Source organism: Micromonospora sp. IBHARD003, assembly GCF_056106285.1.
Map to the genome: position 1 here is coordinate 2,964,543 of NZ_JBWBBX010000001.1, position 14,870 is coordinate 2,979,412.

The 14,870-nt window shown below is 71.3% G+C and carries 13 protein-coding genes; 4 read left to right on the forward strand and 9 right to left on the reverse strand.

Annotated elements, in window-relative coordinates; translation table 11 throughout:
- Positions 1-22: 22 nt before the first annotated feature.
- The 9 genes from ACTWOL_RS13215 to ACTWOL_RS13255 form a co-directional block, all read right to left on the reverse strand.
- Positions 23-904 (reverse strand): DUF4394 domain-containing protein, encoded by an 882-nt coding sequence (locus ACTWOL_RS13215; protein WP_474296860.1) that lies wholly within the window; start codon positions 902-904, stop codon positions 23-25.
- A 527-nt stretch (positions 905-1,431) separates the two neighbouring features.
- Positions 1,432-2,127, reverse strand: a complete 696-nt coding sequence (locus ACTWOL_RS13220; protein ID WP_474296861.1) for a chaplin — start codon at positions 2,125-2,127, stop codon at positions 1,432-1,434.
- 124 nt (positions 2,128-2,251) lie between these two features.
- Entirely contained in the window at positions 2,252-2,629 is a 378-nt protein-coding gene (locus ACTWOL_RS13225; RefSeq protein WP_474296862.1) for a DUF6059 family protein, read from the reverse strand.
- Positions 2,626-4,413, reverse strand: coding sequence for an acyltransferase domain-containing protein (locus ACTWOL_RS13230; RefSeq protein WP_474296863.1), 1,788 nt, complete (start codon positions 4,411-4,413; stop codon positions 2,626-2,628). The genes ACTWOL_RS13225 and ACTWOL_RS13230 overlap by 4 nt, the downstream gene beginning before the upstream one ends.
- A 289-nt stretch (positions 4,414-4,702) precedes the next feature.
- Positions 4,703-4,984 carry an acyl carrier protein gene (locus ACTWOL_RS13235; protein ID WP_474296864.1) on the reverse strand — a complete coding sequence of 94 codons (282 nt, stop codon included), beginning with the start codon at positions 4,982-4,984 and terminating at the stop codon, positions 4,703-4,705.
- A gap of 207 nt (positions 4,985-5,191) precedes the next feature.
- Positions 5,192-6,406, reverse strand: a complete 1,215-nt coding sequence (locus ACTWOL_RS13240; RefSeq protein ID WP_474296865.1) for a ketosynthase chain-length factor — start codon at positions 6,404-6,406, stop codon at positions 5,192-5,194.
- Entirely contained in the window at positions 6,403-7,668 is a 1,266-nt protein-coding gene (locus ACTWOL_RS13245; RefSeq protein WP_474296866.1) for a beta-ketoacyl-[acyl-carrier-protein] synthase family protein, read from the reverse strand. Before ACTWOL_RS13245 ends, ACTWOL_RS13240 begins: the two co-directional genes overlap by 4 nt.
- A gap of 266 nt (positions 7,669-7,934) precedes the next feature.
- Entirely contained in the window at positions 7,935-9,524 is a 1,590-nt protein-coding gene (locus tag ACTWOL_RS13250) for an acyl-CoA carboxylase subunit beta (RefSeq protein ID WP_474296867.1), read from the reverse strand.
- Between the two features lie 105 nt (positions 9,525-9,629).
- Positions 9,630-10,424 carry an AfsR/SARP family transcriptional regulator gene (locus ACTWOL_RS13255; RefSeq protein ID WP_474296868.1) on the reverse strand — a complete coding sequence of 265 codons (795 nt, stop codon included), beginning with the start codon at positions 10,422-10,424 and terminating at the stop codon, positions 9,630-9,632.
- Between the two features lie 243 nt (positions 10,425-10,667).
- On the opposite strand from ACTWOL_RS13255, the gene ACTWOL_RS13260 reads away from it, so the two are divergent.
- The 4 genes from ACTWOL_RS13260 (at position 10,668) to ACTWOL_RS13275 (ending at position 14,781) form a co-directional block, all read left to right on the forward strand.
- Positions 10,668-10,967 carry a hypothetical protein gene (locus ACTWOL_RS13260; protein WP_474296869.1) on the forward strand — a complete coding sequence of 100 codons (300 nt, stop codon included), beginning with the start codon at positions 10,668-10,670 and terminating at the stop codon, positions 10,965-10,967.
- Positions 10,964-13,225, forward strand: coding sequence for a TOMM precursor leader peptide-binding protein (locus tag ACTWOL_RS13265; protein WP_474296870.1), 2,262 nt, complete (start codon positions 10,964-10,966; stop codon positions 13,223-13,225). Before ACTWOL_RS13260 ends, ACTWOL_RS13265 begins: the two co-directional genes overlap by 4 nt.
- Positions 13,226-13,459: 234 nt before the next feature.
- Positions 13,460-14,617 (forward strand): sensor histidine kinase, encoded by a 1,158-nt coding sequence (locus ACTWOL_RS13270; protein WP_474296871.1) that lies wholly within the window; start codon positions 13,460-13,462, stop codon positions 14,615-14,617.
- Positions 14,614-14,781, forward strand: a complete 168-nt coding sequence (locus ACTWOL_RS13275) for a hypothetical protein (RefSeq protein WP_474296872.1) — start codon at positions 14,614-14,616, stop codon at positions 14,779-14,781. The genes ACTWOL_RS13270 and ACTWOL_RS13275 overlap by 4 nt, the downstream gene beginning before the upstream one ends.
- The last annotated feature ends 89 nt before the right edge of the window (positions 14,782-14,870 follow it).

A 14,870-nucleotide genomic window follows, 5' to 3' on the forward strand; every position in this document is an offset into this window, starting at 1 on the left:
CCCCGTCATACGAGCCTGCCCGCTACTGGTCCAGCGGCAGTGCGATATCGGTGACCTGATGACCGGCCGGGAACGCACGCACCAGTTCTGCCGCCCCGGTCAGCAGGTTGACCTGGTAGAAGCGGTAGACGCCGCCGACCTGAAGAGTCGCGAAGGCGCGGTTGTTCCCGTTGTATCCGCTGCCGGCCCCGTTGTTGAGCTTGGAACCCCTCTTCGACGAGAAGTGGATGTCGAAACCGGCCGACGGCCCGGCGTTGACGCCCAGGCTTCCGGTGTGGGCGAGGACGCCCAGGTTGGCCGGGGACTGGACCGCTACGCGGTCATTGACGGTGTCGATGTCGAAAAGGGTGGCACCGGTGGCCGAGCTGAGGTCGTTGTTGGTGTACGCGGCGCCCGTGATCCCTGTGGCCCCGGGCCCGTCCTGGTGTGTCAGCGGGACGTCGATGACGGTCCCGAGCGGACCGTTCGGGTCGTCGATGTTGTGACGCAGGTTCTGTCCGGTGTCGCTGATGATGCGCAGCCGGTTCGACGCGGGGTTGAAGTCCACCCCGAACCGGGAGCCCGTGAGCGGCACGGTGAGCTGGCTGACCTTCGTGGCCTGCGCGTTGCCGGTGTTGAGCGTGTAGATGCCGCCCTGGTTTCCCACTCCGTAGAGCCGGCCGTTCTGGACCCGGAAGTCGATGCCGATCAGCGATGAGTCGCCGACGAGACCGCCGACCTGCCCGATGGTGCGCACCGAGTACGGGCTGTCGGCGGAAAAGGTCACGAGCCGCTGGTTGTCCGTCAGCCCGATGACTCTCAGCCGCCCTTCGTTGCCGCCGCCCGTCGCGGGAACGGCCACCGCGGCCCCCGTCCCGGCCAGTACGGCGGCGAGCGCCGCCGCAGCGAGAATCGCTCTACGCATGGTGTGTCTCCCTCGGAAGTCGTCACGCCCGACCGCTCGGGCCCCACACAGCACATACCGGGCATGTGGGGTCAACAACTTCGTGGCGGCCATTTGGCCGCACATCGGAAGAGCGTCTCGTCACCGGCCTTACGTCACCGGAGCCACCCGGGGCAGACGCGTCCGCATCCCCCGGGCGGGCGGCGGGCGACGTCCCGTCGGCCGGGCCGGCCCCGGGGGTACCGGAATGGGCCGAGTCCAGCCAGTAGGCGTCCGTCAGTCGCGCGTAGGGCTCCGAAGTGAGGCTGTCGTCGAAGGCATCCATGGCATGCGAACGACTTCCCGCGGACCCGGCACACCGGGAGCATCTGAACCGCAATCAGGCCGTCACCCGTCCGTTAGGACGGAGCCGGCCAACGGGCATACGAATGCAGGCCCGGACGCATTCGCCGGGCCTGCATCGCCGACGGCCCGTTGCCGGGCCTGGCAGGGTGGGGTGAGCCTGGGCCGGCTGCGCGCAGAGGCGGCAGCGCGACACCCGCCCGAGGTCAGCGCCGCGAGACCTTGGCGCCGCGGATCGCCATGGCGCCACCGCCGGCGAGTGCGAGAGCGACCGCCGCCATCAGACCGGCGTCGACCTCGGATCCCGTCTCGGCGAGCGTCGCGGACGGCTTGGTGACCGCAACCGCGGGCACGGCGACGTTCTCGACCGGCGCGGCCGGCGTGACCTCGTTCTCCGGAGTGGCCGGCTTCTCGGGCGTCGCGACGCTCGGCTGCTCCGGCTGGGCCGGCTGCGGCACGCTCGGGCTGTCGGGCTCGGGGGTGACGACCGGAGGAACGACCGGGGTGGCGGGGACGGCCGGCGGAACGACGACCTCCGGAACCTCCGGCGTGGCCGGGACCGGGGCCTCGGGCACCTCGGGCACCGGCTCCGGCAGCGGCATCGGCTCCTCGGCCGGGGTCGGAACCTCGACCTCGGGCACCTCGCCCACGGCGGCACCGTCGCCGTTGGCGCATGCGTTGCCCGTCGCCGGGTTGAGGAGCCCGATGACACTGACGGTGTTGCCGCACAGGTTCACCGGTACATGGACGGGCGCCTGGATCACATTGCCCGAGAGGACTCCGGGCGAACCCGCTGCCGTTCCGACACTGCTGCTGTCTGCCATGGCCGCTCCGGCACCGGCCATGGTCGCCCCGGTAGCCAGGCAGGCTGCGAGGAGGATGCGCTGAGCCTTGCTCTCCACCCTTTGTTTCCCTTCTTGCATCGGGAGGAGGATCTGACCTCTTCCCTTCGAGCAGGAAACGAAAGAGACGGCTGACACGTCACGCAGTAGCGGTCATGGATTTTCGAGAAACGACAAAAGCAAATCAGTTCTTCTTATTTGGATTCTCGATTCTTTTCTCCGTATCCGTGGCCGCTTCCGTGACCGATTCCGTGGCCGCTTCCCTGACGGCACAGGTGTCCGGCGTACCTGCGGTCCCCGGCAGACCGGCCGCGCGGCGACCCGTTCCGTTCGCGTCCCCCGGCGCCGCGATCTTGCGGCGCGTCGTCAGCTGCCGCCGCAGGGCCCGCTCCACGGTGCTCAGCGGGATGTCGGGACGCAGCCGCTCCGGATGGCCGGGCGGGGGCGGTCTCAGTCCGCGGCGCGCGTCCCCCGGCGCGGGGGTCGCGACCCCGATCCACATCCACCCGGCGGCGACCAGGGCGTCGTAGCAGCCGTGCAGAATGCGCATCAGCACGGTCATGACCGCAGCGCGTGGGCCGGCTCCCGGCGCTCGCCCGCCACGGATACGGTCGCCACGGGCTCTTCGTCGCTCCACGTCCACAACCGTGACAACGCGTCGAGGTCCAGATCGTGACCCTCGGTCCAGATCCGCCCCGCGGCCGTCAGCAGCGACTGGCGGTCGGCTTCGGCTGTGCCACGGCGCGCGGGCAGCAGCGCGGTCGCCGCGCTCGCGCCGAGACGCACGGCGCGGTGCCGGCGGGCGAAGGCGGTGAGCGTCTGCCGTGGACCGGCCTCCACCAGCAGCATGTCGTCGACCGCGAGAAGCTCCTCGAGCGCGGCCCGGAAGTGCACCGTGTCGGTGATCTGACGGGCCCAGAAGCGGGGGCTGAGCGCGTCTTCGGTACGCATCAGGCCGCCGGTGTAGCCCGAGTACAGCGGCAGCTGCGGCTCGCGCAGCGGGATGCCGCGGTACACGGTCTCCACGGCGTCGGACGCGGGAGCCATCGCCGGTGAGTGGAAGGGGCTGGTGGCGGGGACCGTGACGACCGTGAAGCGGTCGGCCCTGAGCCGGGCTTCGACGTCCGCCAGCGGCACGGCCGAGCCGGCGAGCATCACCTGCTGGGCGGCGTTGACCGCGGCGATGGCCACGTCGGCCTCGAGATAGGGGCGCAGCTGTTCTTCGCTCGCGGCGACCGCCAGCATGCCGCCCGCCGGTATCCGTACCGCCTCGCGCACGCGCGCCATCATCATGGCGACGGCATCGGGCAGCGCCATCACCCCGGCGAGGGTCGCGGCGACCAGTTCACCGGCGCTGTGCCCGAGCAGCGCGGCAGGGCGTACGCCCCAGCTGAGGATGAGGCGGCCGAGTGCGTAGTCAATGGCGAAGAGCAGCGGCTGGGCGCGGCGGACATCGTCGACGGGGATGCGCGGCGAACCGGAGTTGAGCCAGTCCTCGCGGATCCGCTGGCCCTCTTCGCCCATATGGGAGAGGGCCGCGTCGACGGCCGCGGTGAAGACGGGCTCCCTCAGGTAGAGGCCGGCGGCCATCCCGGCGTGCTGGGAGCCCTGGCCGGGGAAGAGCAGGGCGACGGGCCTCGGGCGGGCGGCGCTGACGGCCTTGGCCTGGTGGACGGTCGCCGCGGCGAGCGCCGACACGGCGACGGCCGCGCCGCGTACCGGTCCGGGGGTGGTGCCGCAGGGCACGGCGGTGGGCAGGGCCGGGTAGGCCTCGCTGTGCAGCCCGCCCAGCATGGGCAGCAGTTCGCTGCGGACTCGGCTCTCGTCCTCGGCGTCCTTGCCGGACCAGAGCAGCAGCCGGTGGTGTTCGGGGTCGGTGGCGCGGCGTCCGTGGTGGAGCGGGCGCAGGGCGGGCATCTCGTCCTCGGCGCCGCCGCTCACGTCCAGGACACCGAGGACGCGGTCGGCCTCGGCGATCGCCTCGGCGGCCCGCTTGACCGCGTAGACGGTGATGGTGTGGTGATCCAGCTCGCCGAATCCGGCGACCAGGGCGAAGTCGGCGATGCCGTCGCGCAGTTCGCGGTCGGCCAGTCGCAGGGCACGGCCGGGGGTGGACAGGGTGCGTACGGTGAAACCCTCGTGCTCGGTGCCGAGTCCGGGGTCGGGATCGGTGGCGCCGACGTAGACGACGGTGCGCACGGGCAGCTGCTCGGGCGGCCGGCCGAAGGCCCGCAGCACGGCCGATACGCCGGCGGCCGACGCCACGATCCGTGCCCGGGGCGGCTGCGCGGAGCCGGGGCTGACGACCAGCCTCCGGACGACCGCGCGGTATGAGGTGAGCGACATGGTTCCTCCTGGTGTGCCGCGGCCTCCGGCCGCCCTGCGTGCACGTGCGGTGGGGGGGCGGCCGCCCCGCCCCACGGGGGAATAACGGGCGGGACGGCCGCGTCAGGGGGGGTGACGGGTGAGCCGAAGGGGCGCGGTCGCTGTCGAAAGGGTGTGCGCAGCTCCCAGCGGTGGCCGGGGGTGCGCGGAGATCCCGGGGAACGAGGGACTGAGCACGATCGACGATCACGCCCCGGCGGTCTCCCCCCGGCCGATGGCCGGGGGGAGAGCCGAGCCCCACACATGGTGCTCAGGCGGTGGCGGTCTGACCGGCGTTGATGAGGGCGAGCAGAGCCCTCGGGGTCTCCGCGTCCACCACGGCGTCGTCCGGGATCTCGATGCCGTACTCGCGCTGGATCTGGCCGATGACCTGGAGCAGAGCCAGGGAGTCGTAGCCGAGGTCCATGAAGGGGGTGTCGATGACATCGCCGTCCAGGTCGATCCCCTCTTCCTCGCCCGCACTCTCGCGCAGCATGCGGGTCAGATCGGCCAGGGTGACGGTGAGCGTCGTGGTCGTGATGCCGCTGGTCATGATGTGGCGTCCTCTCGGTCGGACTGGGCGGGTGGTGCGGTGCGTGGGGGTGCATGTGGGGGGTGTGGGGATGGGCGGGTGGTCGTACGGCCGTGCAAGGGGGTGCCTTTCGGATCCCGCCGGGCTCACGGCGTGATCCGCGGGTGGTCTTCTTGCGTGGAGGGGACCTAGTCCTGTCCGGGCGATCTTCTCGGGCCCGGACAGGACCTAGAAGCGGCGTACGACGAGCGCGGTGTTGAAGCCGCCGTGGCCGCGGGCGACGACGAGCGCGGTGCGCAGATCGGCCTCGCGTGCCTCGGTGACCAGGTCGATCGCCAGGCCGGGGGCCGGTGCCGCCACATGGACGGTCGGCGGTACGACCCCGTCGCGCAGGGCGAGCAGGGCGGTGGCCACGTCCAGGGCCGCGCCTCCCGCGAGCAGACGTCCGGTCATCGTCTTGGGCGCGGTGACCGGGACGGAGTTCGGCCCGAACACGGCCGAGAGAGCCTCGGCCTCCGCCCGGTCGTGCTCGGGGACACCCGCGGCGTCGGCGAAGACGACGTCGATGTCGGCGGTGGTGACCCCGGCGTCGGCGAGGGCGTTCTCGATCGCCCGGCGCAGGCCCGGCGGACGGCCGGAGCCCGGTGCGGGGTCGAGGGTCGCCGCGTAGCCGGCGATCTCCCCGTAGACGTGCGACGCGCCCCGGTCGCGGGCCGCATCCGCGTCCTCGAGGAGGAGGATGGCGCCTCCCTCGCCCGGCACATAGCCGCTCGCCTCGGAGGAGAAGGGCAGATAGGCCCGCTCCGGGTCGTTGACCGACGACATCAGACCGGAGGCGATCTGGGGCACCCAGCCCCACGGGCAGATGGCGGCGTCGACCCCGCCGGAGATCACCGCGGGGAAGCCCTTGCGGATGTGCCGGCGGGCCTGTCCGATGGAGTCGATGCCGCCCGCCTGCTCGGTGAGCAGCACTCCGCTCGGGCCGCGCAGCTTGTGCCGGATGGAGATCTGGCCGGTGTTGACGGCGTAGAACCAGGCGAAGGACTGGTACGCGCTGACGTACTCCTTGCCCTTGCTCCACAGGTTCTCCAGCTCACGCTGGCCGAACTCGACGGCACCGCCCGACGCCGAGGTGACGACGCCGATGCCGTACTCCGGCATCTCGGTGGTGTCGATCCCGGCGTCGGCGAGTGCCCAGTCCGCCGCCGTCAGCGCGAGCCGCGTCATATGGTCGGTCTGCGGCATCAGACGGCTGGGGATGTGCTCCTCGGCGTTGTAGTCGGCGACCTCTCCGGCGATCCTCGACGGATAGCCCGAGGCGTCGAAGCGCGTCACCTCGCCGAGGCCGCACTGGCCGGCCACCGTGGCCTTCCAGTACTCCTCGGTGCCCAGGCCGTTGGGCGCGGTCACGCCCAGGCCGGTCACCACGGCGGTCCTGCTCATGCGGCGCTCCTCTCCGGGCGGGCCAGCACCATGGCGCTCTGGAATCCGCCGAAGCCGCTGCCCACGCTGAGGACCACGTCGGTCTGCTTCTCGCGGGCGGTCAGCGGGATGTAGTCGAGGTCGAGTTCGGGGTCGGGCTCGTGCAGATTGGCGGTGGGCGGCAGCACGCCGTGCTCCATCGCCAGCGCACAGGCGGCGATCTCCAGGGAGCCGATGGCACCGAGGGAGTGCCCGATCATCGACTTGATGGAGCTCACGGGGGTGCGGTAGGCGTGCTCCCCCAGGCTGCGCTTGAACGCACCGGTCTCATGGCGGTCGTTCATCTTGGTGCCCGAACCATGGGCGTTGATGTAGTCGATGGTGTCGGGCGCCAGCCGGGCCTCGGCCAGTGCGACGTCGATGGCCTCGGACATCTCGCGGCCGTCGGGCTTGAGGCCGGTCATGTGGAAGGCGTTGCAGCGGGAGGCGAAGCCGGCGATCTCCGCGTAGATATGGGCGCCGCGGCGCTTCGCGCTCTCCAGCTCCTCGAGGACGAGGATCGCCGCGCCCTCGCCGAGCACCAGTCCGCTGCGGGTCCGGTCGAAGGGCCGGCAGGCGCTCTCCGGAGTGTCGTTGCGCGGGGTGGTGGCGTGGATGGCGTCGAAGCAGGCCGAGGTGATCGGTGAGATCGGGGCCTCGGTCGCACCGGCGATCATGACGTCGGCGGTGCCTTCGCGGATGAGGTCGACCGCGTGGCCGAGCGAGTCGAGTCCCGAGGTGCAGCCCGTCGAGACGACCGCGGCGGGTCCTTCCGCCCCGGCGGCCTGGCCCACCTCGGCGGCCATCGAGCTGGGCACGAAGTGCCGGTAGAGCTCGGGGACCGCGTACGCGTGGTCCACGTTCCACAGGCGCCCTCCGTCGCTGACGACCACGTACTCCCGCTCCAGGCTGGTGGTGCAGCCGACCGCGCTGCCCAGCGACGTGCCGACGCGCCCGGGGTCGAGCGCGGAGACGTCGAGTCCGCTGTCGGCGAGGGCCTCGCGGGTGCTGACCACGGCGAACTGGGCGGCCCTGTCGAGCCGTCGGGTCTCCTGCGGGGACAGTCCTGCGGCCCTGGGGTCGAAATCGCACTCGGCAGCGACCTGGGAGCGGAACGGTGACGGGTCGTAGAAGGAGATCCTGCGGGTGGCGGTACGGCCCGCCGTGAGCAGGTCCCAGTACTCCTTGACACCGACCCCGCCCGGGGCCACGACGCCCAGGCCCGTGATGGCGACTCTGCGCATGGTCTACCTGGCCTTCGACGGGGCCGGGTGCGCCACCGCGCACCAGCCGGCTGGAACTGTGGGGGTCACTGTCGATCCCTTTCGTCCGTGACGCTCCTGAATCGATGCGGCGGCCGGGGCGGTTCAGGGTCAGGTCCTCCCCACCCCGGCCGGCCGGGCACCGGTCCGGCGGCTCGCTCGTGGCTTGCCGCCGGCCTCGGTCCAGCCATGGAACGGCTGTGCTCTCGACCGTGGCTCGCGTGCGCGTGGATCTGCCGGAAGGCCCACTACGTCGGCACGTTCCCGTGCTTGCGGGCGGGCACTTCGGCCCGCTTGGTGCGCAGCATGGCCAGCGAACGGATGAGGACGCTGCGGGTGTCACCGGGGTCCAGGACGTCGTCGACGAGCCCCCGTTCGGCCGCGTAGTACGGGTGCATGAGCTCGGACCTGTACTCCTCGATGCGCTGGGCCCGCAGCGCTTCCGGATCGTCCGCGGCGGCGATCTCACGCCGGAAGATGACGTTGGCGGCGCCCTCGGCGCCCATCACGGCGATCTCGTTGGTGGGCCAGGCGAAGGAGAGGTCGGCGCCGATGGAACGGGAGTCCATGACGATGTAGGCGCCGCCGTAGGCCTTGCGCAGCACGAGGGAGATCCTGGGCACGGTGGCGTTGCAGTACGCGTACAGCAGCTTGGCGCCGTGCCGGATGATGCCGCCGTGCTCCTGGTCGACACCGGGCAGGAAGCCCGGTACGTCGACGAGGGTGACGAGCGGGATGTTGAACGAGTCGCAGAAGGACACGAAACGGGCGGCCTTCTCCGACGCGTGGATGTCGAGCACCCCGGCGAGCGAGGCGGGCTGGTTGGCGACGATGCCCACCGGGTGCCCGTCGAGCCGGGCGAGGGCGCACACGACGTTCTGCGCCCAGGTCTCGTGCACCTCCAGGAACTCGCCGTCGTCGACGACCTCCTCGATGACGGCGCGGATGTCGTAGGAGCGGCCGGGATCGGCCGGCACCAGCTCCGTGAGCGCGTCGGTGCGCCGGTCGGCCGGGTCGTCGCAGGCCACGGCGGGAGGCAGCTCACGGTTGTTGGAGGGCAGCAGGGCGAGCAGGAAGCGCACGTCCTCCAGGCAGGCGGCCTCCTCGTCGTAGGCGAAGTGGCAGACGCCGGAGGTGGTGGCATGCACATCGGCCCCGCCGAGCCCGTTGTGGGTGATCTTCTCGCCGGTGACGGCCTGGACCACATCGGGACCCGTGATGAACATCTGCGCGCTCTCACGGACCATGAACACGAAGTCGGTGAGGGCGGGCGAGTAGGCCGCGCCGCCGGCGCAGGGGCCGAGCATCACGCTGATCTGGGGGATGACCCCGGAGGCCGCGACATTGCGGCGGAAGATGCCGCCGTAGCCGGCGAGGGCCGTGACCCCTTCCTGGATACGGGCCCCCGCACCGTCGTTGAGGCTGACGAGGGGCGCGCCCGCGGCCTCGGCGAGATCCATGACCTTGTGGACCTTCGCGGCGTGCGCCTCGCCGAGCGCTCCGGCGAACACCCTGAAGTCATGGGCGTAGGCGAAGACGGTACGGCCGTGGACCAGGCCCCAGCCGGTGATCACCCCGTCCCCGTGGGGTTTGCGGACCTCCAGGCCGAAGCCGGTGGCCCGGTGCCGGCGCAGCGGCTCGATCTCGGTGAACGTGCCCTCGTCGAAGAGGAGTTCCAGACGTTCGTGCGCGGTGAGCTTGTTCTTCTCGTGCTGGCGCCGGGTGGCGGCCGGGTCGGGGCCGCGGCTCACCTCTTCCTTGAGCCGGCGCAGTTCGTCGGTGGAGCGGCGCAGGTCCGGAGCCGCCGCGGTGACCGTGATCTCGTCGAGGATCGTCATTGACCGAACGTAGGAACGCCTCCTCGAAACGCGGTGGAGGAGATACGCCGGCCGTCCGGCCGGACCGGTCCGGGCGGGACCGCCCGGTGGTCCGCGCGGAACCGGTCAGCCGGTGGCCGGCACGTTCAGGTCCAGCTCCGGGTCCGACGACAGGATGGCCTGGTGCAAGCGCTGGAGCCGGGGCGACGGCTCCAGACCGAGCTCGTCTATGAGGGTGGTGCGCAGCCGCTGGTACGACTCCAGTGCGCGCCAGGCGCTGCCCGAACGGTGCAGGGCGGTCATCAGCTGGGCGCAGAAGTTCTCGTGCATCGGGTGCTTGGCGACCAGGACCCGCAGTTCGGGCACGATCTCGGTGTGCCGGCCAAGGCGCAGGTCGGCGTCGATGCGCCGCTCGAGCGCGGCCATCCGGTCCTCCTCGAGCCCGAGGACCTCCAGTTCGAGCACACTGCCGACGCGGACGTCGACGAGGGCGGGCCCGCGCCACATCTTCAGCGCCCTGCCCAGCAGTTCGGACGCCGCGTGGTGGTCACCGGCCTCGTGGGCGTCGCGCCCGGAAGACGCCAGCCGGCCGAACTCCTGCGCGTCCACCCGGCCCGGCTGGACCTGGAGCAGATAGCCGCCGTGCTGGGTGACCAGCACGTCCTTCGCGTGCCGGTGCGGATCGCCGTCCAGCGCCGCGGCGATCTTGCGGCGGAGCTGCAGGATGTACGTCTGGAGCGTCGTCGCCGCGCTGCGCGGGATCTCCTCACCCCAGATCTCCTCCATCAGGGTCGGCACGGTGACGACCCGGTCGGCCTGCAGGGCAAGGAGCGCGAGGATCTGGCGCGGCTTGCCCGCGGTGGGGACCACGGAGACTCCGTGCTCGATGGCGGCGAGCGGTCCCAGAACATTGATCTCCATCTTTCGTTCCCCTTTGCCTCGATTCCCCGTGTCCCGCGCCGTTGCCCGGTGCGGAATTCCGCTAAGGGTCGAGACTCGCATCAGCCGCGGTCGTGCCCCAGTGAGCGGGTCATGAAGGCGGACATGAAAATGTCATACCGCGATGGTGAACCGGGCACTGGGCCACTGCGAGAGCCGCACCGCACAATCCTGAGCCACAGGACGTCGACGAAAACTCGTACGACTGACTCGGGAGGGGAACCCATGATCGGCTCGACCACGCTCGCACCCGCCAAGGCCCCGTCAACGCAGGCCGACGATCACCGTCTGGCACTGCTCACCGCTCGCGCGGGCCTCGAGCCCGACCTGGCGCTGCGGTACACCACCGACCCGCTCTCCGTCCTGGCCGAGTTCGGCCTGGGCGCGGCGGAGCCGGTCTATCTGGACGAGCACACGGGACGCCCGCTGGGCGTCATGCTGGAGAGCTTCGACGACGCGGCGGCTTCGATCACTTCCTCTTGCCGGGTCTGCATCAGTACGACAGCCCTGACGGGGCTCTCGTGACCGTCCCGGATCCGGCGCCAGCCGGTCTTCCGGTGGGGTTCAAGCGCCATCTGCGCGTGGAGACGGTGGCCGGGGAGGCGGTGTATCTGCTGTCGGAGCGCGGCACCACGGTGCTGCGGGGACAGCAGGCCGTCGCCCTGGCGCCGCTCCTCGACGGGACGCGCACCCTCCCGGCAGTGATCGCCGAGGCGTCGTCGGCGGTGCCGGCGGCGGAAGCGGGGCGGGTGATCGCCGCGCTGGCCCGGGCCGACCTCGTCGGCTACCGGGACCCGGGTGCGGACTCGGCCGCCGAGGCGTACTGGGAGCTCGCCGGTATCGGCGGTCCCGGTGTCGCGGCGGCGGTCGCCGCGACACCCGTGCAGGTGGTGCCGCTGGGGCGGACGGACGGCGCGGCGGCCAGGGCCGAGTGCCTGGCCGCCGGGCTGGCCCTGGCCGCTTCGGCGGACACGGCCGCCTTCGGCCTGGTGCTGTGCGACGACTATCTCGACCCCGCGCTGGCCGAGGTGGACGCGGGGTACCGGGCGGCGGGGCGGCCGTGGCTGCTGGCCCGCCCGTGCGGTCCCGAGGTGTGGGTGGGTCCGGTGTTCGGCGCGGACGGCGGGCCGTGCTGGTCCTGTCTGGCGCACCGGCTGCGCGGCCACCGCTCGTCCGAGGCACCGGTCCGGCATGCCCTGGGGCTGCCGGGCCCGGTGCCGCTGCCGGAGGCTTCGCTGACGGCGGTACGGATGGTGGGGCTGCACACGACGGTGCTCGAGACGCTGAAGTGGGCGGCCGGGATGCGCTACGAGGGCCAGGGTGCCGTGTGCACGCTGGACACCCGCGCCCTGCGCACCCACCACCATCAGGTGACCAGGCGCCCCCAGTGCGCCGAGTGCGGCGATCCGGGGCTCGTCGCCGAACAGGCACGACGCCCGGTGGTTCTGGTGTCCCGGCCCAAAGCCGAGGAGACCGGCAGCAACCACCGCGCCCTGCCGCCCGGCGAGGTGCTCGCGCGCTACCGGCACCTGGTCGATCCGGTCACCGGTGTGGTGTCGTCGCTGCGGCCGTCGCCGGGGACGCCCGACGGGCTCAACCACTGGGTGTCCGGGCGGAATCTGGCCTGGCGCGGCCATTCGGCGGCGGGTCTGCGCGCCCACAGTGGCGGCAAGGGCGTCACCCCGGAGGAGGCGCAGGCGGGCGCGCTGTGCGAGGCGCTGGAACGCTACTGCGGTACACGGCACTGCGATGAGCCGGTGATACGGGACTCGTTCAGGGCGCTCGGCGGGGAGGCCGTGCACCCGAACGCCGTCCAGCTCTTCGCCGACCGGCAGTTCCACGACCGCGACCGCTGGAACGCGAGCCATGCCCCGATGCACGCGGTGCCGCCGCGCTTCGACGAGCGGGCGCCGGTCGAGTGGACCCCGGTGTGGTCGCTCACCGAGGACCGCCACCGGCTGCTGCCGACGTCGATGCTGTACTTCGGTTCAGGTCCGGACGGCATCGAGCGCGCGCCGTGGGCCGACTCCAACGGCAACGCGGCGGGGGCGAGTCTGGAGGACGCCGTCGTCCAGGGCTTCCTGGAGCTGGTGGAACGCGACGCGGTGGCACTGTGGTGGTACAACCGGCTGCGGCGTCCCGCGGTCGACCTCGACGCCTTCGACGAGCCATGGCTCGCCAGGACCCGGGCGGCGTACGCGAAGACGGGCCGTTCGCTGTGGGTGCTCGATCTCACCGCGGACTTCGGCATCCCCGTGATGGGCGCGGTGTCCCGGACCGACGACGGACCGGCGCAGAGGATCTCCTTCGGCTTCGGGGCTCATTTCGATCCCCGGCTGGCACTGCGCCGGGCGGTCACGGAGATGTGCCAGCTGCTCCCGCCCCCGGACATGGGTGAGCCGCTGCGCGGAAAGCCCGGATTGCCAACGGAGTTGCTGGAGTGGTGGGGCACGGCGACCGTCGAAAATCAGCCGTATGTGCTGCCCGATCCCGGGGAGTCGGCGAAGGGTCCCGGGGACTACGTCTACGTCCCCCGGGCGGACCTGCGGGCGGATGTCGCGGCGGCGGAATCCGCGGTTCGGGCCCGGGGCATGAAACTGCTGGTACTCGACCAGACCAGGCCCGACGTGGGGCTGCCCGTGGTCAAGGTCGTGGTGCCCGGTCTGCGCCCCTTCTGGGCGCGGTTCGCACCGGGCCGGCTCTTCGACGTACCGGTGGAGAGGGGATGGTGTGATCGCGCCACACCGTACGAGGAGTTGAACCCGGTTTTCCTCTTCGTCTGAAACCCGGGGTGTCGTCGGGTAGGCCGGACACCATCCCGCTTTCGTCATTAGCATGCGGTCCAGCCACAGTCCCTCGAGGAGGCTGAGATGCCGGACCGCTCCCGAAATGCTGTCCCGGATTCAACAAAAGGCAGGAAACTCGGTGGGAGCATGTCGGGCAGGGAGCCGGAGTCCGGCCGCACACGTGCGGAATCCGCCGAGCGAAGAATCCGCATGGACCTGCCGGCTCCTCGGATGGCGCGAGCCATCACCGTTCTCGCCTTGCTGTGTTACGCGATCGCGACGGTCCTGAACGTGCTGCGCTGGGGTGGTCCGACCACACCGCGCGTCACCGTCTGTCTCGTCCTTGTCGTGGTCGTCTTCATGGTGCAGTTCGCCATCTCCAGGCCGTCGGCGCGCACTTGGAGCACACGTCGCAAAGTCGCCGTGCTCATCCTGCAGGCACTGCTGACCTATCTGCCCCTGTTCTGGTACGGGCTCACCTGGGGGAGCATGCAGGGACCACTGGCCGCCACCGTGCTGCTCACGCTCCCACCCCGGGCCGCCTGGGCGTTGTTCGTCCCGGTGGCGGTCAGCATCCCGGTCTACGCGGCCGTGATAGCGGAACCCGCCACCCAGGTCGCGTACTTCCTGATCGGCGGAGTCCTCTGCGGCATCGTCATCTACGGACTCAGCAAGATGACCGACCTCGTCCACGAACTGCACGCCCAGCGCGCGGAAATGGCCAGGATGGCGGTCATCCAGGAACGGCTGCGGTTCGCGCGCGATCTGCACGACCTGCTCGGCTACAGCCTCTCCGCCATAGCCCTCAAGGGCGAACTGATACACCGCCTGATCAACGCCCGCCCCGAAGACGCCCGCGAGGAGACCGCGGATCTGCTCCGGGTGACCCGCCAGGCCCTCGCCGACGTACGCCTCGTCTCCAGCGGCTACCGCAACATGTCCCTGCGCGACGAAGCGGAGTCGGCGGCCGTGATCCTGTCCGCCGCCGATGTCCAGGCCGACGTCGACATCGACTGCGGCCGTCTCCACCCCATCGTCGACACCGTCCTCGCCACCGCGCTCCGTGAAGGGGTCACCAACATCCTGCGGCACAGCAAGGTACAGAGGTGCAGCATCTCCGCCACCGTCGACGCGGGGACGGTCCTGCTCAGCCTCGTCAACGACGGAGCACAGCAGCACAGCGGCAAACCCCCGGCACCGGGACGGCCGGCGAGCAGCGGGCTGGACAACCTCCGGCAGCGTTTCACGGAGATCGGCGGCCGGCTCAACGCCGAACTGCGCGAGGACGGCCGCTTCCACCTCGAGGTGTACGCGCCCGTACGGCCGCGGACCGGAGACGACGAATCACAGGACACCGGACCGCGCGCCGGCGAGAGGATCGCCGCTTGACCTTGGCGCGCCCCGTCGTCTCCGGCGTGCTCCGCGGCACCGTCGTCCACGGACTCCCCCACTGCCCGGCGATCCCCGGCGTCCAGGCCGGTGTCGACATCGACTGCGGCCGTCTCCGCCGGCCGCCCACACCGTCCTCACGACCGCGCTCCGTGAGGGTGTGACCAACATACTGCGACACAGTAAGGTACAAAGGTGCAGCATCTCCGCGTGACGACGGAGTGGTCCTTCTCAGCCCCGTCAACGTTGGAGC